The sequence below is a fragment of the Synechococcus sp. WH 5701 genome (assembly GCF_000153045.1).
Lineage (GTDB): Bacteria > Cyanobacteriota > Cyanobacteriia > PCC-6307 > Cyanobiaceae > Regnicoccus_A > Regnicoccus_A antarcticus.
In genome coordinates this window covers 1,343,415-1,360,879 of the sequence record NZ_CH724159.1, presented here as the reverse complement: position 1 = coordinate 1,360,879, position 17,465 = coordinate 1,343,415, and the positions used below count along the sequence as shown (strand labels likewise).

The window sequence follows — 17,465 nt, the reverse complement described above, 5'->3', positions numbered from 1 at the left end:
CGGGAGCTCAGCGGCAGGGCGGACGCTCAGGCCTGCGGCCGCAGGCTGGGCAGGGGCAGTCCTGATGGATCGCCGCCAGCTTGCAGACAGCGCAAACGGGCGGTGCTGACCTGGCGCAGATGGTCGAGGTCGAGGCCGAGCGCCTCAGGACCGCTGTTGGCCAGACGGCCCACCCCTTCACCCAGCAGCACGGTGGCGCCGCGCTCGTTGCCTCGCTCCAGATGGAGGTGGGCCACGGCGATCTGCAGCATCCCCTGGAGCACGGGTCGGTCCGGGCCCAGGGTTTCATGCCAAAGCTCCTCGAGCCCGTCGTGGCAGGCGTACCACTGACCGGCATTGAAGAGGACGACCGCCTGCCGGAAGCGGGGGTCGTCCTCGAGGGCCTCGCTCAACGCTTGGCGGGCTTCTTCGCCGGCAGCTTGCGCAACCGGATCGATTCAGGGGTCACCTCCAGCATCTCGTCGGGGCCGATGTATTCCAGTGCCCGCTCCAGGGTCATCTGGATCGGCGACTGCAGGGTGTCGAGCACCTCAGCACCGGCCGAGCGGATGTTGGTGACCTGTTTGGCCTTGCAGACGTTGAGCTCAAGGTCGGGCGGTCGGTTGTGCTCGCCGACGATCATGCCCTTGTACACCTTGGTGCCCGGTGTGATGAAGAACTGGCCCCGATCTTCGGCACCCTTCAGGGCATAGAAGGTGGCGGTGCCTTCCTCGTAGGCAATCAAAACGCCATTGCGGCGCGCATCGAAATCGCCCTGCATCGGGCGGTACTCGAAGAAGGAATGGCTCATGATCCCCTCACCCCGGGTGGCCCGCACGAACTCTCCGCGGAAGCCGATCAGGCCCCGAGCCGGAACGACGAACTCCAGCTGGGTGCGTCCATCACTGCCGGTTTCCATGTTCTGCATCTCGCCCTTGCGCATCCCCAGCTTCTCGATGCAGCTGCCGACGGCATCTTCGGGGACATCCATCACCAGGGTTTCCACCGGTTCGCAGGGGGTGCCATCGATGGTGCGGAAGATCACCTGGGGCTGCGACACCTGGAATTCGAAGCCTTCCCGGCGCATCGTCTCGATCAGGATGCCGAGGTGGAGTTCACCACGGCCGCTGACGGCGAAGCGATCCGGGGAATCGGTGTCCTCGACCCGCAGGGCCACGTTGGTGAGCAGCTCCTTCTGCAGGCGGTCACGCAGCTGGCGGCTGGTGACGAACTTGCCCTCCTTGCCGGCAAAGGGGGAATCATTGACCACGAAGGTCATCTGCAGGGTGGGTTCATCCACCCGGATCAGCGGCAGCGCTTCGGGGTGATCAGGGCAGGCGATGGTCTCGCCGATGTTCACCTCATCGAAACCGGCCACGGCCACCAGATCTCCGGCGCGGGCCTCGGCGATCTCCACCCGGGCCAGTCCTTCGAAGCCCAGCAGCTTGCTGATGCGGCTGCGCTTGATGCTGCCGTCGTCGCGAATGAGTGCGGCCGGCTGCCCCGCCTTGATCGTGCCGTTGTGCACCCGGCCGATCATGATCCGTCCGAGAAAATCGGAGTAATCGAGCGTGGTGACCTGCAGCTGCAGGGGTTTGGTGGGATCTCCCACCGGAGGTGGGACGTGGCGCAGGATGGCGTCGAAGAGCGGCTTCATGGTGTCGCTCTCGGTGGCCATGTCGGGCTTGGCGTAACCGCCCATGCCGCTGCCGAAGAGGTAGGGGAAGTCGCACTGGTCGTCGTCGGCGCCCAGTTCAAGGAAGAGATCGAGGACCTTGTCGACGGCCTGCTCGGGGTCCACCCGGGCCCGGTCGATCTTGTTGACGAACACGATCGGCCGCAATCCCTGCTCCAGAGCCTTCTTGAGCACGAAGCGCGTCTGGGGCATCGGCCCCTCGTTGGCGTCGACGATCAGCAGCGCCCCATCGACCATGCCCAGCACCCGCTCCACTTCACCGCCGAAATCGGCGTGGCCTGGGGTGTCGACGATGTTGATGCGGGTGCCGGCGTAGGTGACCGCCGTGTTCTTGGAGAGAATCGTGATGCCGCGCTCGCGCTCCAGGTCGTTGGAGTCCATGACGCAGGTGGGCACGGCCTCCCCTTCGCGAAAGATGCCCGATTGCTGAAGCAGGGCATCCACCAGGGTGGTCTTGCCGTGGTCCACGTGGGCAATGATCGCGATGTTGCGGATCGGTGCGCTCTGATTGGCGCTCATACGGGATCTCTCGCTTAATCTTGTCGGCAGCAACCGAAACGGTTGCAACAATCCATCACCTTATCCCAGGACCACCTGGAAGCCTCAGGTTCCATCAGTTAAGGGAAGCCCTCGACAAGAGCCGTCCGAGCTGAATGGGGACATTCAGGCCTGAGATCTCGACCCTCCTGCTCCATGGCTCAGTTCACGGGCCAGATCACCGCCCCAGTTGCCTTGCCGTCTCGAACAGGCGCAGGGCCTCCAGAGATCCCTCGTAGCGCCAGTGCCAGGGCTCATAGCTCACCCCCTGGCTGTTGCCCCTGGGAAAGGACAGCTGGTAGTGGAAGCGATTGGCATTGGCCTCGAGCCAGCGGAAGGCGGCGGTGCGGTCGAAGCCTTCACTCAGGTGGCTCTGGGGGTTGGTGCCGTCGCCCAGATCGACCGCATAGCCGGTGCTGTGCTCTGAAAACCCCGGTGGCGCGCTCACCTGGGCCCGCTCCTGGGCGCTCTGGTTCCGCTCGGCCTTGACATCGAAGAAGATGGCCTTCTGAAGCTCGATCGAGCGAAAGGCGCTGAGCAGCCGCAGGTCGACGCCATCGGCGCTGGCGGCTCGCTGCATGGCCAGCAGGGCATCGGCGGCCTCAGGCCGCAGTTTCAGGCCAGGGGCCACCGCCTCCAGGCTGCTGGCGGCCGCTTCGGGGTAGGGGAAGTGACCCAGCAGGCGGCCATCGAGGGTCTGGCGCGCCTCAAGGCCAGGCACAGGCGGGGGCGCCAGCCAGAGCCGCAAGGGCTGAAGGAAGAGCAGCACCCCGCCGGCCGTCAGTGCCAGCAGGACGGCGGTCGTGGTGGCCACCGGCTTGAGCAGGCCCCTTCGGCCACGGCCCTCGGGCAGGGAGCGGCGCGCCACCGGCAGGTCCTCGCGCTGTTCGCTGCGCTTCAGGCGCGGCGGCCTTCGCGGTGGCACGCAACCTCGTAACAAACTTCGTCACAATCGTAGATGTCAGCCCTGGCCTGATCAACATCGAGCTGGGCGTGGGTGTTAGCTTCGCGCCCAAGGATCATTCCAGCGGAGCAGGTTTCAAGATGTTGCGAGTCGCAGTGGTGGGTGGCGGCCCGAGCGGTTCCTGCGTAGCCGAAGTGCTAGCGAAAGCAGGAATCGAAACCTGGCTCTTCGAACGCAAGCTTGACAATGCCAAGCCTTGTGGTGGTGCCATTCCACTTTGCATGGTCGAAGAATTCGATCTTCCCGAGTCGATCATCGATCGCAAGGTTCGCAACATGCGCATGATCTCCCCCTCCAATCGTGAGGTGGATATCCATCTTGAAAACGAAAACGAATACATTGGTATGTGCCGCCGGGAGATCCTTGATGGATTCCTGCGCAACCGTGCCGCTGAGCTCGGGGCCCATCTGATCAATGGTCTGGTTCAGTCGATCGACACCGGTTCCGCCCGCCAGGGTCCCTACACCCTCCACTACGCCGACTACTCCGGCGGTGGCCCCACCGGCGAGATCAAGAGCCTCGAAGTGGATCTGATCGTGGGTGCCGATGGCGCCAACAGTCGCGTGGCCAAGGCCATGGACGCCGGTGACTACAACGTCGCCATCGCCTTCCAGGAGCGCATCCGCCTGCCCAAGGAGGAGATGAGCTACTACGAGGATCTCGCCGAGATGTATGTCGGCACTGACGTCTCCCCCGATTTCTATGCCTGGGTCTTCCCCAAGTACGACCACGTGGCCGTGGGGACCGGAACGATGCAGAAGAACCAGGCGCTGATCAAGAGCCTGCAGAAGGGCATCCGTAAGCGGGCCAGTGCCCGGCTTCTGCGCGGTGAGGTGATCAAGGTGGAAGCTCACCCGATTCCCGAACATCCAAGGCCCCGTCGTGTCGTGGGCCGCATGGCCCTGGTGGGGGATGCCGCTGGCTACGTCACCAAGAGTTCAGGAGAAGGGATCTACTTCGCTGCCAAGAGCGGCCGCATGTGCGCCGAACAGATCGTTGCCGCCAGTGCTTCCGGAGCCAAGATCCCCACGGAAGCGGATCTCAAGGTCTACATCCGCAAGTGGGACAAGCAGTACGGCGCCACCTACAAGGTGCTGGAAATCCTCCAGAACATTTTCTATCGCAACGATGCGGCCCGCGAAGCCTTTGTCGAGATGTGCGACGACAAGGACGTGCAGCGTCTCACCTTCGACAGCTATCTCTACAAGCGGGTGGTGATGATGAATCCCTGGCAGCAGATCAAGCTCACCCTGCTCACCCTCGGTGCCGTGCTGCGCGGCAATGCCCTGGCTCCACAGTCGTACAAACCTGTGCCCAGCGTGGTCCGCAGCCCCGAGGAAATGGAAGCCTGGCTGGCCACCCTGGCCCAGGAATCAGAGCAGCAGCAGGGCGTGGGCAAAGCCAGGCGAGAACCTCTGGCCCAACCCGTGGTGGCCAACCCTCAGGTGAGCGAGGAGCGTGAACCCGCGCTGGCCGCCAAGGGCTGAGGTAAGGGGAGAGGCTGGTGCTTCCAGCCTCAACCGCTGAGCTTGCTGAAGTCGGCCAGAACACTGGCCTGATTGCGCAACACCGCCAGCAGGTTCAGTCGGTTGCGGCGCACGGCCGGGTCGTCGCACATCACCATCACACTGCTGGCGCCATCGAAGAAGGCGGAGAGGGCTTCGGCTCCCTCTGCCAACTTGCTGGCCAGCTGGCGGTAACGGATCTCGCCGTCGGGTAGCGAGAGGATCGGATCCAGCTCCTGCAGCACCTGCAACATGCCGGCTTCGCTGGGGGAGCTGAACAGGGCCGGATCCACCACAGCCGTAGGGCTGAGCACGTCGACCGGCAGGTCTCCCTTGACCGCCAGCCGTGCCGCCCTCTGCACCACGGCCTGCACCGGAGCCAGCTGGCCGTCAACGCGGAGCTGGGCCAGCAGGGCCACCCGCTTTCGCCCGTCGATCGGATCGCCCAGCAGCCGCTCGGCCGGCACCCCATCACCGGCCACGGCCTGGACCAGGTCGGCATCGAAGCCTTCCTCATCGAGCAGGGAGACCATCCGCAGGCGCAGAGCTTCCACCAGCTCGCCGGCGAGTGAGGGGGCATCGAGCTGCAGGTCTGGCAACAGCTGGGCCCAGTGGGCGCTGGCCTGCTTCAGCAGGTTGATCAGATTCAGAGACCAGCCCCGTTCCCAGAGGATCTGCAGCACGCCGTTGCCCGCCCGGCGCAGGGCATAGGGATCGGAGGAGCCACTCGGCCGCTCTCCTTTGGCGTAGATGCTCAGCAGCAGCTCCAGCCTCTCGGCCAGGGCCACCACAGCGCCGGCGTCGGAGCTTGGCGGCAGATCCCCGGCTCCCCGCGGCAGATAGTGCTCCAGCACCGCCAGGGCCACGGCCCTGGATTCCCCCTCCGCCAGGGCGTACTTGGCCCCCATCACTCCTTGCAGTTCTGGGAATTCACCCACCATCTGACTGACCAGATCGTGCTTGCACAGGTGCGCGGCCCGCAGGGCAGCCTCCTGGTGGTCCCGTGTCAGGGAGAGGTGCTGCAGCAGCAGTTCGCTCAGCCAGAGCAGGCGATCACTGCGATCGAGCAGGCTGCCTAGCCCTTCGGCGAAGGTGACGCTGGCGAGGCGCTCCCGCCGCTGCTCGCAGCTGATCGCACGGTCGGCCTGGAGAAAGAACTCCGCATCAGCCAGGCGGGCCTTGAGCACCCGCTCATTGCCCCGCCGCACCGTGGCGGCCGCCGCCGGCAGACCGTTGCCGATGCAGAGGAAGCGGGGCAGCAGGCTGGCCTGGGCCGAGAGGGCGAGAGGATCTTCCGCCGCGTCCAGGCGGCGCAGGGGCACGTAGCGCTGGTGGCTGCGCATCACCGTGCTCAGGACCTCCGGCGGCAGGTTGAGGAAACGCGGCTCCACCGATCCCTCGATCAGGCTGGGGCTCTCCACCAGATCCACCAGTTCCTCGAAGAGCTCCTCGGGGAGATCGGGCCTTGCCTGGGCGGCGCTGGCGGCCGCGAGCACCTGCTGGCGGATCCAGTCGGCCCGCTGCTGCCGTTCCACCAGCACACCGGCTTCAGCCAGCAGTTCGCTGTGGAGGCCCGCGTCAGGAATGGTGAGGGTTTGCTCCGACAAGCGGTGGCCCCGGCTGATCCGGCCGCTGCTGATCAGTGGATCACTGCCCTCCAGCACCACGGGGATCACCTGCTGATCGAGTAAGGCCACCAGCCAGCGGACCGGGCGGCTGAAGCGCAGCTCTCCCTCGCCCCAGCGCATGAAGCGCCTCCCCTGCAGGCCGGCGATCCAGGCCGGGATGCATTCCGCCAGCACCTCTTTGCTTGGTCGGCCTGGCTGCAGGAGGCGAGCAAAGACGAACGGACCCTTGGGAGTGTCCCGCAGCTCCAGGCTGGCTGGATCGACGCCGCAGCGGTTGGCGAAACCGATGGCGGCCGGGCCCGGTTGGCCATCCACAAAGGCCTGGCCCCCCGGGGGGCCCTTGCGTTCCTCGGCCAGATCGTCCTGGCTCAGGGGCAGATCGGCGACGCGCACCACCAGGCGCCGCGGCGTGCTGGTGGCCTCCACCAGGCCATGGGGCAGCCGCTGGGCGGCCAGGTCATGTCGCACCTGCTGCTCCAGCTGAGGCAGGGCCAGGCGCGCGAAATCGGCCGGCAGTTCTTCGGTTCCGATTTCCAGCAGGAACGTGGCCACTCGTACAGCTCAGCAGCCTGTGACTGTATTGAAAGCCCGTCAGCCTCACCCTGCTTCGCTACCTTCGAGGGACGCTGATGCCTTTGTTGTGACTCTCACCCCCGAACGTCATCTCAAGTCGTCGGGGCCCGGCCACACCAAGGTTGAAACCGAGGCTGTGGATGCAGCCTCTCGATCCTCTCCGGCCACCAACGGCAATGCCGCTGACGAGTCCGCCGCCGCCATCAAGCCTCCAAGCAAGTTCGAGCGCCTGAAGGCCGCCAGCGACTACCTCAAGGAGCCCCTGGCCACCGAACTGGAGAACGACAAACCCTTCTTCACCGATGGGGCCGTTCAGATCCTCAAGTTCCATGGCAGCTACCAGCAGGACAACCGCGACAATCGCCAGAAGGGCCAGGAGAAGGACTGGCAGATGATGCTGCGCCTGCGCAGCCCGGCTGGCCGCATTCCGGTGCCCCTGTATCTGGCGATGGATGATCTCGCTGATCGCCTCGGCAACGGCACCCTGCGGCTCACCACCCGCCAGGCCTTCCAGATGCATGGCATCGCCAAGGCCGACATCCGTGAGGTGATCGGCACGATCGTGCGCTCGATGGGCTCAACCCTCGCTGCTTGCGGTGACATCAACCGCAACGTGATGGCTCCGGCCGCACCCTTTGAAAAGGGGGGGTATCCCGCCGCCAGGCGTCTGGCCGATGAGATTGCCGACCTGCTCTCCCCGCTGGCGGCCGAGGGGTCGTATCTGGATCTCTGGGTGGATGGCGACCACAGCTACCGCTTCAAGCCCGCAGCGGCCGTGAAGCGCGTCCGTCAGCGGCAGTTGCAGGGGGCTGGATTCAGCGGCGACCCCAACGAACCGCTCTACGGAGGCACCTACCTCCCCCGCAAGTTCAAGGTGGCCGTCACCGTGCCGGGAGATAACTCGGTGGATCTGCTCACCCAGGACATCGGTCTGGTGGCCTTCACCGACCCCTCCGGACGTCTGCGCGGCTGCAACGTCTACGTGGGCGGCGGCATGGGCCGCACCCACAACAAGGAGGAAACCTTCGCCCGCACCGCCGATCCCCTCGGCTACGTGGCGGCTGAGCATGTGCTCGATCTGGTGCAGGCCATCGTGGCCCTCCAGCGCGACCACGGCGACCGGGAGCAGCGGCGCCATGCGCGCATGAAGTATCTGATCCACGACCGCGGGGTCGACTGGTTCCGCCAGGAGCTCGGCCGTTACCTTGACGCGCCGATCAAGCCCCTGCGGAGGGAACCGAAGCCTCGCCTGGACGACTACCTGGGTTGGCACCGCCAGAACCGAGGGCTCTGGTTCGTGGGGTTGCCCCTGGTCTGCGGCCGGCTGGAGGGTGAGCGCAAGCGCGGGCTGCGGCGCCTGGTCGAGACCTACCAGCTGGAGGTGCGGCTCACCCCCAACCAGGATCTGCTGCTCTGCTCGATCGGCACCTCCCAGCGCAACAGCGTGAAGGAGGCCCTGGCCGCCCTGGGCTTCGAGGCGCCGGAAGCGCCGTCTTTGCTGTCGCGCCATGCCATCGCCTGTCCGGCGTTGCCCACCTGCGGCCTGGCGATCACCGAATCGGAGCGGATCCTGCCGGCGGTGCTCGAGCGCCTGGAGGCTCTGCTGCAGCGGCTCGGTATCGAACGGCCGCTGCTGCTGCGCATGACGGGCTGCCCGAACGGTTGCGCCAGGCCCTACATGGCCGAAGTGGGCCTGGTGGGCAGCGGCGTGGAGCAGTACCAGCTCTGGCTGGGCGGCACCCCCAACCTCACCCAGCTGGCGGCTCCCTACCTGGAGCGCATGCCCCTCGCCGACCTGGAGGCCACCCTGGAGCCGCTGCTGGTGCTCTGGAAGAGCACGGGCGGTCGTCAGAGTTTCGGCCAGTTCATCTCCGGCCTCGGCGCCGAGAGGATTCAGGGGCTGCTCCCTGCCGAGAGCTGATGATGGCTCCCCTGCAGAGCGGCTCTGCTCCCCTGCTGCTGAGTGCAGCCAGCCTGGTCCTGGGGGTGATCAGCCCCTGGTGCCCACCGCTCGAGGCCCGCACGATGCCACCACCGCCGAAAACGCCCGTCACGATCTATCAACCTGACGGTGACACCTGCCGGGCCGACCACCTGCTCAAGGCGTACCAGAGCCAGCTGCTGCAATTTGCCGATCAGCCCCCTCAGGTGCTGCAGCGGCTTCGTCAGATGCAGCTGGAGCTGGGAGAGGCCAGCCTCAAGCGCTGCGCCAACGAGAACCGGATCAGCCGGGAGGAAGCTGACCGCATCTGGCGGGAGCTGCAGCGTCAGCCCCTGCCGGGATCCCAGCCGCCATAGATCGCGGCCGTCGCTCCCTGCCGCCAGGCCCAGAGCTGATCGCCGTGGCTGAAGTGCCACCACTCGTTGGGGTGCTGGGCAAATCCGGCAGCCGCCATCACCTCACGCAGCAGACTGCGGCGCCCGTGCCACTCGAGCTCGAGTACCCCTGCCCCTCCGCTCCCACTCTGCAGGCGTTGTTCTCGCTTCGAAGGGTCGTAGTGATCAGGCTCCGAGACAGCTCCGATCGCATCGATCTCCCCGCCCAGATCGAGCGGTTCGCCGCCTGAGGTGGCCAGGGTGAGATCCACAGCACCGCCGGTGCTGTGGGGGGGTGGTGTCGCTGGATCCAGGCTTGGGGGGGCCCAGAAACGGCCCACGTCCGCGGTCACGGCCTCCAGCTCGGGCCCGCTCTGGCGAGGGTCCAACCCCAGCCGGCGGCATTCGCTCGCGATGGTGTGCTCCACCATGAACTGCTGCACCCGTACGGGCCTCCAGCCGTCGAAGATCGCCAGGCGCCAGTCGCTGCGTTGACGCTGCAGCTCGCCCTGGGCCACCAGCAGGCGTTCCACCACGCCGTTGCGCAGCTGGAAGGGGCTGCAGCCGTCGCCGTAGGGCGCTCCCAGCGACGCGTAGGGGTGGGGCTCAAGTCGCAGAATCTCCCTGGGCAGGGGAATCAGCGGTTCGGCCGTGTCCTGGATCGGAATCGGGCTCCAGGGCCTGAGCAGGCTGGGGCTCACACTCGGGGATGGCGGGGACGGTCAATTCAAGCTGCCGGACTCGACCTGCCGTTGCCGCTGCTCGAGCAGCGCCTGGCGCAGGCCCGGATGACCCTCCAGGTCGGGGTCGAGCTCCAGCAGCCGCCTCGCCAGCGAGCGGGCCTGCTCCAGCACGTCCCCATCGTCGCTGAGGCTGGCCAGGGCCAGGTCTGGCAGGCCCGACTGGCGTGTTCCCAGCACCTGGCCTGGTCCCCGCAGTTGCAGATCCATCTCGGCGATCTCGAAGCCGTCGCTGGAGCGCACCAGCAGCTCCAGCCGCTGCTGGGCCTGCCCGGCTTTGCCATCGTTGATCAACAGGCAATGGGAGGCGGCCGCCCCGCGCCCCACCCGGCCCCGCAGCTGATGCAGCTGCGCCAGCCCGAAGCGCTCGGCGTGCTCGATCACCATCACGCTGGCCTCGGGCACGTCGACCCCCACCTCCACCACGGTGGTGGAGACCAGCACATCACAGTGGCCGCTGGCGAAGGCGTTGATCGCCTCCTGCTTGCGGGGACTCGGCATCCGCCCGTGCAGCAGGCCCACGCGCAGGTCCGGGAAGATCTCCTCCTGCAACTGCTGGTGCACGGTCACCGCCGAGCGCAGGTCCAGGTTCTCCGACTCCTCCACCAGGGGCAGCACCACATAGGCCCGCTGGCCCAAGGCCACCTCTGCGCGGATCAGCTCGTAGGCCTCCTGGCGCTGGCCGCCCCGCAGCAGGCGGGTGCGGATGGGGGTGCGCCCCGGCGGCAGGCCGTCGATCTGACTCACCTCCAGGTCGCCGTGCACCGAGAGGGCCAGGGTGCGCGGGATCGGTGTGGCGGTCATGGTGAGCAGGTGGGGCTGCAGGCCCTTGCCCATCAGCCGGTCGCGCTGGCGCACGCCGAAGCGGTGCTGCTCATCCACCACCACCAGCCCCAGGCGGGCAAAGGCCACCGGATCCTCCAGCAGGGCATGGGTTCCCACCAGCAGCTGCAGCTGGCCGTTGGCCAGGTCCTGGAGCAGCTGGCGCCGCCGCCCCGCCGGGGTGGATCCCGTCAGCAGGGCCGTGCTCACGTGCAGCTGGCTCAGCCACTCCCCCAGCTTGCGGGCATGCTGCTCGGCCAGCACCTCCGTGGGGGCCATCAGGGCCCCCTGGCAACCGGCTTCGATGGCCACCAGCAGGGCCGCGATCGCCACCACGGTCTTGCCGCTGCCCACATCCCCCTGCAGAAGGCGGGCCATCGGCTGCTCCTGCTCCAGATCGGCCTGAATGTCCGCCAGCACCCGCCGCTGGGCCTCGGTGAGCTGGAAGGGAAGCAACTCCAGAAAGGAGGCCATCAGACTGCTCTGCCCCCTGGGCAACCGCAGGGGCCGGGCCGGCCGCCGGGCGAGCTGCGCGCGCCGTTGCAGCAGGCTGAGCTGCAGCAGCAGGAATTCATCGAAGACCAGCCGATGGCGGCTGGCCCTGAGGTCGTCGCGATCAGCAGGATCGTGCAGACCGCGCCAGGCGGTGGCTCGATCCTGCAGACCCTCCTGCCGCCGCAGGGCTGCCGGCAGGGGATCGCCCCAGTGGGCGGCTGCGGTCAGCACCGTCTGGATGGCCTGGCGCAGGCGTTCGGCGCCGAGCCCTTCGGTGAGGGCATAGACCGGCACGAGCCGTCCGATCTGGCGCGAGCGCACCGGGGTATTGGGGGAGTCGAGCACCTCCAGCAGGGGATCCTGCAGGGTGGGGCCATAGGGGGTCTGGCGCACCAGGCCGCTGGCGGCCACGCTGCAGCCTGGCGGGAACTGCCGTTGCTGGGCCTTGAGCCATCCCGGTGAGCTGAAGCGCCTGCCAGCGAAGAACTTGCTCAGCCGCAGCCGTCCGGTGATGTCGTGGAGCTGCAGTTCCAGGATCACCAGCCTGGGGTTGCGCGGGCTGGCGAAGGCATGGGAGCGCTGCACCGTGGCGACGATCGTGGCCGTGCTGCCCGGCACCAGCTCCCGGATGCGCACCAGATTCGCGTAATCGAGGTAGTCGCGGGGGTAGTGGCGCAGCAGGTCGCGGGCCAGCAGCAGGCCGAGGCCCGCCAGTCGCGTGGCGGTTTTCGGCCCGATCCCCGGCACCTCGGCCAGGGGGGTGTCGGGTTGGATGGGGCTGGCCGTCCGGCGGGCTCCCGAAGGACCCCCGTTGGAGGCAGCTGTCTGGGGCGCCAGCTTCAGGCGCGGTGGGCCGGGCGGCCGGGGAGGATCCAGGCTCTGGCGAAGGCTGTGCAGCTGCTCCCGGCTGCGCCGCAGCAACGACTGGCGCTGGGCCAGGGGCAGCGCGTCGTAGCGGGCGAAGAGCTCGGCCAGGGCGATCAGGGCTGGCGCCGCCTCAGGCAGCCGGCGGATCAGGTCGTCGGGGGGCTGTCGGCACTGGCGCTCCAGGAAGAGGCTGAACCGTTCCCGGCGGCCCTGCAGGTTCTCGAACCCGCGCTCCACCTCCAGCTGCAGGGCCTGTTGCAGGGTGGTGATCCAGCTCCCATGGTCCAGGCTGGCCCAGGGTTGGCTGGCCCCGGCGCTGGCGGCCGGCGGATCCCCCGCCGGGTTCAGGCCGGGCTCTCGGGGGTGGATTGGCTGTCCTGCATCCACTGCTGTTCCGCTTCCAGGGCCCTGGCCCGCCGCTGCCAGTGGCGGTACTGCTGAGCCATTTTGCGTACGCTGGCGCGGCGCCGCTCCAGGCGTTTGCGGCAGGTGCGCAGGCGGGGTTGTTCGTATTCGAGGTCACTGGTGCGCAGGAGCACACCCAGGGCCTCGATCTGAACAGGCATTTCGGGGCTGCCGAAGGGCAATTGGATCCGCAGCAGGTTGGCCGGGGCGGGCAGGGCTTCGAGGTCTCCCTGCAGGACGGCATCAAGCAGGGACAGCGGCAGCAGGCTGCGAGTGAGCCCCAGCTTGATCAGATCCAGGTTGATGGCATGGGAAAGGTTGCGCAGGCGCCTCTGCAGGGCACGGTCGAGTGCCTGCCACCACTCCAGCAGCTCCAGGGGCTGCCGAGGCACCAGAGCCTGATCCCCATCAGTGGCCTCGGACCCAAGGGGGAGCGTTTCGGTTGAGGCCTCGGCAAGCGGGCGGCCAGGACCGCGAATCTGGGCGCGGCGTTCCGGGGGCACAGCCATCACCAGCAGGGCCCGCAGGATGTCGGTGGGATCCTCCGCCTCAGCCTCGTCAGCCTCAAGGCCCTCAAGGTCGTCCAGGCCGGACTCATCCAGGTCCCCGTCTTCTCCTGCGTCTTCGTCTAGTCCCTCGTCGCCCAGGTCCTCAAAGTCGACGGCTCCGTGGTTGCCGTCCTCTTCGTCGTGTTCTTTGCTGCCCATCAGCTCCGGTGAGGCGTCGTCCAACAGCCTGGTGAGGCCGGCCAGGGCGGGGATGCCAGCGGAGAACAGCTCGGCGGAGAGGGGAAGGTTCAGATCCAGCCGGATCGAGCCCTCAGCTTCCTCACGCTCGTTCCCGTCATCCTCGTCGTTGCCCTGGTCAGCCCCGGCGGACATCTGAGCCAGGGCACGGGCCAGGCGACGTTGTTCCTGCTGACCCAGGCGCCTCTGCTCGCTCTGGACCTGGCGCGCCAGCACCAGCAACTGCTCCAGGGTCAGCAGGCAGCCGCAACGCTGCACCAGCTGCGCCAGACGCCCGGGCAGCTCCTGGCGCTGGCGATCGTTCAGTTGCTGATAGCGCTCCGGCACCACCTGGGTGGCCACGTGAAAGACGGCCTGCTGAACGGCGTCCAGCAGACCGTCGCGCAACACCTGCAGGTAGAGGGCCAGGTCGTGATAGAGGTCCCGGTGCCCTTCCCCCAGACGCCGGCGGATCCGCTCCAGGTGCCCGTGGGCTTCTGACAACGCGGTGGCGCTGGTCTCCAATCGGCTGAAGCGGAGGGACGGAATGGGAACGCCAGCGGCGCTCAGGCCGCCTTGCCGGTGATGGCGGCCACCTCGGCGGCGAAGTCGGTCTGCTCCACCTCGATGCCCTCACCGAGGGTGTAGCGGGTGAAGCGACGCACCTGGATGTTCTCGCCGATCTTGCCGGCCACCTGCTTGACCAGCTCGGCCACGGTGATCGAGCTGTCCTTGATGAAGGGCTGCTCCAGCAGGGCCAGTTCCTTGAGGCGCTTGCCGATGCGCCCCTCGACGATCTTCTCCTTCATCTTGTCGGGCTTGCCGGCCAGGTCGTCACGACCCATCTCGATCTGCTTCTCGCGATCGGCGATAGCGGCGGGAATTTCCTCGGTGCTGACGTATTCGACGTTGGGGCAAGCAGCGATCTGCATCGCCACGTTGCGCAGCAACTCCTGGAAGACATCGCCGCGGGCGACGAAATCGGTTTCGCAGTTCACCTCCACCAGCACACCCACCCGTGCTCCGGTGTGGATGTAACTGCCGATGGCGCCCTCAGCGGCGGTGCGGCCGGCTTTCTTCTCGGCGGTGGCGATGCCCTTCTGGCGCAGCCACTCCGCGGCCTTGCCCATGTCGCCGGCGGATTCCCCCAGCGCCTTTTTGCAATCCATCATGCCGGCGCCGGTTTTCTCGCGCAGTTCCTTGACGAGCTTCGCTGAGATCTCAGCCATGGGAGGGGAAAGGAGGAAGGGAAGGGTGAAGGTGGTGATCAGGGGTCCCGAACAGCTTGGAACCCCGGGCAAACCTCAGGCCTGAGGCCTGAGCTCTGAGTCGAGAGGCTTCAGGCCTCGTCGTCTTCGGCGCGTTGTTCCTGGCTGCCGTGGCGACCTTCGTTGATCGCATCGGCCAGACGTCCCAGCACCAGCTGCACGGAGCGGACGGCGTCGTCGTTGCAGGGGATGGGGACGTCGGCCAGGTCAGGGTCGCAGTTGGTGTCGAGCATCGACACCAGGGGGATGTCGAGCTTGCGGCACTCGAGGACGGCGTTGTTCTCGCGACGCTGGTCAACCAGCACCACCACGTCCGGGAGGCGGCGCATGTTCTTCAGGCCGCCCAGGTACTTCTGCAGACGCTCCAGCTCGCGTCGCAGAACGGCCGCTTCCTTTTTCGGACGCATGGCGATGGCGCCGGAGCTCTCCATCCGCTCCAGATCCTTGAGGCGGTCGATGCGGGCGCGCATCGTGCTCCAGTTGGTGAGCATGCCGCCAAGCCAGCGCTGGTTCACATAGGCGGCGCCGCAACGGCTGGCCTCGATGGCGATCACCTCGGAGGCCTGCTTCTTGGTGCCCACGAAGAGGAAACGCTTGCCGCTGCGGGAGGCATTGCGAGTCCACTTGTAGGCGTTGTTCATGCAGACGGCGGTCTGCACGAGATCAATGATATGAACCCCGTTGCGCGCGCAATAGATGTAGCGCGACATCTTGGGATTCCAGCGACGCGTCTGGTGCCCGAAGTGGGCGCCAGCCTCCATCATCTCGGAGAGGGTGACAACAGCCATGGTTGGGAAGGGTTTCGGGTTCGCCTCCACCTGCCAGGGATCAGACGCGATGACCCGGAAGGGGGATCACCGGTGCCGACTGAGCACCCGAAACGGACAGGTGTGCGGTTTATTAAGGACAATCCAAGCTACCAAACGGTCAGCGAAGGCCCTCGGCGCGGGCTTCGCGGAACAGGGCGCGGACCCCCAGGCGGTTGAGCGGCAAGCGCAGCAGCTCCATGGCCAGAGCGTTCTGGCCATGGCGGATCAGCCAGGCCAGCAGCGGCCGCAGCGTGCGCTCGTTGACCAGCCCCCCCAGGGTGAGCAGCTCCCAGAGCAGGCGGTGCCACCAGGTGAACTGAATGATGAAGCGCACCCGCCGGGTGGGGTGCTTCCGGTAGAACACCAGCCCCATGCGGGCCCGCTCCTGCTCAATCCGTACCAGATCGGGCAGTTGCTCCAGGCTCAGCGCTGGATGCCAGTGGTACCCCACCGCCGCCGGGCAGCGCACCAGCTCCACCCCCAGGCGCCGCAGCCGCTCCCCCAGCTCCAGGTCTTCCCAGCCGTAGAGGCGGAAGCCGGTGTCGAAGAGGCCGGAGCGCTCCAGAAGCTGGCGATCGATCGCCACGTTGCCGGTGGCGAAGTAGGCCCAGGAGTGATCGCTCAGCTTGTGGGGTTCGCTGGTGGGATCCTCGAAATTGGCTGTGTTGATCACCGCGCCATAGGTGAAACAGAGCCGGTTGCCGCTGCGCTGCCAGTGGGCTTCCAGGGTCCGGGCATGCTCCAGCAGGAATGTTCCGGTGACCACCAGATCGCTGTCGATGAACACGATCACATCACCCCGGGCGTGATCCACGCCGCGGTTGCGGCCCTCGGCGGGTCCGCCATGGTTCTGCTCGATCAGGCGCACATGGGGGAAGCGCCCAGCCTCCTGCAGCAGCCACTCGGCGGTGCCGTCGGTGGAGCCGTCATCGACCACCACCACCTCGTACCCCTCCAGGGGCGGCTCCAGCCGCTGATCCTCCAGGGCCAGCAGCGCCTTCTCCAGGATCGGCCGGCGGTTGTAGGTGGGGATGACGACGCTGGGAAACATGGCTCGGCTGCCGGGGGGTGATGGGGCATGAAAAAGGGATCCCTCGGGATCCCCACGCCCGTCAGTCGCCACGCTCGGGCGCCTGACGGGCGACACCAGCTCCTGGCTCAGTCGGCAGCGCCGCCGTTGTTGGCCGTGCCGGTGACGCCGTTGCCGGCACCTTCACCACGACCGTCGTTGCGGAGCTTGCGCTTCTTGAACTTGCGGGCGTAGGCGCGGTTGCGCTCCTGCTTTTCCTTCTTCAGATTCCTGCGTTTCGCCATGTAGTGGTTCGGCCCGTTGGGGAGATTCTCCAGCCTACCAAGCCCTGCCCATCGGGCTTCAGACAGCCGGTTCCGGCTCAGGCACCCGGGCGGCGATCAGGCGGCCGTCCTCCATCTGCACCAGCCGGTCGGCCACATCCAGGATACGGGGGTCATGGGTGACCATCAGCACGGCGCAATGCTGCTCCCGGGCGAGGCGTTTGAGCAGATCCACCACCTCGCGGCCGCTCTGTTTGTCGAGGGCTGCGGTGGGTTCATCGGCCAGCAGCAGGCGGGGGTGGGCCGCCAGGGCCCGGGCGATCGCCACCCGTTGCTTCTGGCCTCCTGAGAGCCCGTGAGGCAGTTTGTCGAGTTGGTCGCCGAGGCCCACGGCCCGCAGCCACTCGCGTGCCTGATCGCGCCTGGCTCGGTAGCCGAGGTGCGGCAGGAGGTCGGAGCCCATCTGGACGTTCTGCTCGGCGCTGAGGCAGCGCAGCAGGTTGTGCCCCTGAAAAATCATGCCGATGTGTCGCCGCAGTTGCTGGCGCTGTCTCCTGCTGGACCCGTTCAGGTCCTGGCCCAGCACCCGCACATGGCCCTGCTGCACCTGGCGCAGGGCTCCCACCAGGGTGAGCAGGGTGGTCTTGCCACAGCCTGAAGGTCCGGTCAGCAGCACCACCTCCCCGGGCTGGATCGTCAGGCTCACCTGCTGAAGCACCTGGCGGCGCATCTCGCCGACGCCATACCAGTGGCAGAGGCCGTCCACCTCAACCATCGGTGGCGGAGATCCTCCTGGGGAGGTACGGGCGGGAAGGAATGAGGGGGAGGCGGTCATGGCGGCAC

The 17,465-nt window shown here is 67.1% G+C and carries 15 protein-coding genes; 3 read left to right on the top strand and 12 right to left on the bottom strand.

The features are described 5' to 3' along the window. Nucleotides 1-26 precede the first annotated feature (26 nt). The 3 genes from WH5701_RS07830 to WH5701_RS07820 all read right to left on the bottom strand — a co-directional run bounded on the left by WH5701_RS07830 (nucleotide 27) and on the right by WH5701_RS07820 (nucleotide 3,137). On the bottom strand, nucleotides 27-392 hold the full coding sequence (locus WH5701_RS07830; protein ID WP_006171638.1) for a DUF309 domain-containing protein: 366 nt from the start codon (nucleotides 390-392) through the stop codon (nucleotides 27-29). Next, nucleotides 389-2,194, bottom strand: a complete 1,806-nt coding sequence (gene typA / locus WH5701_RS07825; RefSeq protein WP_006171637.1) for a translational GTPase TypA — start codon at nucleotides 2,192-2,194, stop codon at nucleotides 389-391. The genes WH5701_RS07830 and typA overlap by 4 nt, the downstream gene beginning before the upstream one ends. Before the next feature lie 196 nt (nucleotides 2,195-2,390). Then, entirely contained in the window at nucleotides 2,391-3,137 is a 747-nt protein-coding gene (locus WH5701_RS07820) for a M15 family metallopeptidase (protein WP_006171636.1), read from the bottom strand. 119 nt (nucleotides 3,138-3,256) lie between these two features. Here WH5701_RS07820 and chlP point away from each other — a divergent pair, with 119 nt between their 5' ends. Beyond that, complete coding sequence (gene chlP, locus WH5701_RS07815; RefSeq protein WP_037979790.1) at nucleotides 3,257-4,663, top strand: geranylgeranyl reductase; 1,407 nt, start codon at nucleotides 3,257-3,259, stop codon at nucleotides 4,661-4,663. Between the two features lie 29 nt (nucleotides 4,664-4,692). On the opposite strand, the gene glyS is transcribed toward chlP, so the two are convergent. Next, a complete protein-coding gene (gene glyS, locus WH5701_RS07810; RefSeq protein WP_006171634.1) occupies nucleotides 4,693-6,861 on the bottom strand; it encodes a glycine--tRNA ligase subunit beta in 2,169 nt (722 codons plus the stop codon). Between the two features lie 223 nt (nucleotides 6,862-7,084). Between glyS and sir the strand changes: the two genes are divergently transcribed. Both sir and WH5701_RS07800 read left to right on the top strand, forming a co-directional pair. Beyond that, on the top strand, nucleotides 7,085-8,803 hold the full coding sequence (sir, locus tag WH5701_RS07805; RefSeq protein ID WP_037980743.1) for a sulfite reductase, ferredoxin dependent: 1,719 nt from the start codon (nucleotides 7,085-7,087) through the stop codon (nucleotides 8,801-8,803). A 2-nt stretch (nucleotides 8,804-8,805) separates the two neighbouring features. Further along, a complete protein-coding gene (locus tag WH5701_RS07800; RefSeq protein WP_156776595.1) occupies nucleotides 8,806-9,180 on the top strand; it encodes a hypothetical protein in 375 nt (124 codons plus the stop codon). On the opposite strand, the gene WH5701_RS07795 is transcribed toward WH5701_RS07800, so the two are convergent. The 8 genes from WH5701_RS07795 to WH5701_RS07765 form a co-directional block, all read right to left on the bottom strand. Then, on the bottom strand, nucleotides 9,150-9,899 hold the full coding sequence (locus WH5701_RS07795) for a M15 family metallopeptidase (protein WP_006171631.1): 750 nt from the start codon (nucleotides 9,897-9,899) through the stop codon (nucleotides 9,150-9,152). The genes WH5701_RS07800 and WH5701_RS07795 overlap by 31 nt on opposite strands. Nucleotides 9,900-9,920: 21 nt before the next feature. Then, on the bottom strand, nucleotides 9,921-12,509 hold the full coding sequence (gene recG, locus WH5701_RS07790; RefSeq protein ID WP_006171630.1) for an ATP-dependent DNA helicase RecG: 2,589 nt from the start codon (nucleotides 12,507-12,509) through the stop codon (nucleotides 9,921-9,923). Continuing rightward, nucleotides 12,467-13,756: a hypothetical protein gene (locus tag WH5701_RS07785; protein WP_050751404.1), complete on the bottom strand. Its 1,290-nt coding sequence runs from the start codon at nucleotides 13,754-13,756 to the stop codon at nucleotides 12,467-12,469. Before WH5701_RS07785 ends, recG begins: the two co-directional genes overlap by 43 nt. A gap of 62 nt (nucleotides 13,757-13,818) precedes the next feature. After that, nucleotides 13,819-14,481, bottom strand: coding sequence for a translation elongation factor Ts (gene tsf / locus WH5701_RS07780; protein ID WP_037980735.1), 663 nt, complete (start codon nucleotides 14,479-14,481; stop codon nucleotides 13,819-13,821). A gap of 110 nt (nucleotides 14,482-14,591) precedes the next feature. Beyond that, nucleotides 14,592-15,308: a 30S ribosomal protein S2 gene (rpsB, locus tag WH5701_RS07775; RefSeq protein WP_006171627.1), complete on the bottom strand. Its 717-nt coding sequence runs from the start codon at nucleotides 15,306-15,308 to the stop codon at nucleotides 14,592-14,594. A 139-nt stretch (nucleotides 15,309-15,447) separates the two neighbouring features. Beyond that, nucleotides 15,448-16,380, bottom strand: a complete 933-nt coding sequence (locus WH5701_RS07770; RefSeq protein WP_006171626.1) for a glycosyltransferase family 2 protein — start codon at nucleotides 16,378-16,380, stop codon at nucleotides 15,448-15,450. Between the two features lie 107 nt (nucleotides 16,381-16,487). Beyond that, the gene (locus tag WH5701_RS17625; RefSeq protein ID WP_006171625.1) at nucleotides 16,488-16,643 is read right to left on the bottom strand and encodes a hypothetical protein; all 156 of its coding nucleotides are present in this window, start codon (nucleotides 16,641-16,643) and stop codon (nucleotides 16,488-16,490) included. A gap of 58 nt (nucleotides 16,644-16,701) precedes the next feature. After that, complete coding sequence (locus WH5701_RS07765; RefSeq protein ID WP_006171624.1) at nucleotides 16,702-17,397, bottom strand: DevA family ABC transporter ATP-binding protein; 696 nt, start codon at nucleotides 17,395-17,397, stop codon at nucleotides 16,702-16,704. Between the last annotated feature and the right edge of the window lie 68 nt (nucleotides 17,398-17,465).

What these genes read in the sequence shown, in the direction of transcription:
- typA (WP_006171637.1), bottom strand. Translation starts at nt 2,194, where the DNA reads ATGAGCGCCAATCAGAGCGCACCGATCCGCAACATCGCGATCATTGCC.
- chlP (WP_037979790.1), top strand. Translation starts at nt 3,257, where the DNA reads ATGTTGCGAGTCGCAGTGGTGGGTGGCGGCCCGAGCGGTTCCTGCGTA.
- WH5701_RS07800 (WP_156776595.1), top strand. Translation starts at nt 8,806, where the DNA reads ATGGCTCCCCTGCAGAGCGGCTCTGCTCCCCTGCTGCTGAGTGCAGCC.
- tsf (WP_037980735.1), bottom strand. Translation starts at nt 14,481, where the DNA reads ATGGCTGAGATCTCAGCGAAGCTCGTCAAGGAACTGCGCGAGAAAACC.
- rpsB (WP_006171627.1), bottom strand. Translation starts at nt 15,308, where the DNA reads ATGGCTGTTGTCACCCTCTCCGAGATGATGGAGGCTGGCGCCCACTTC.
- WH5701_RS07770 (WP_006171626.1), bottom strand. Translation starts at nt 16,380, where the DNA reads ATGTTTCCCAGCGTCGTCATCCCCACCTACAACCGCCGGCCGATCCTG.
- WH5701_RS17625 (WP_006171625.1), bottom strand. Translation starts at nt 16,643, where the DNA reads ATGGCGAAACGCAGGAATCTGAAGAAGGAAAAGCAGGAGCGCAACCGC.
- WH5701_RS07765 (WP_006171624.1), bottom strand. Translation starts at nt 17,397, where the DNA reads ATGGTTGAGGTGGACGGCCTCTGCCACTGGTATGGCGTCGGCGAGATG.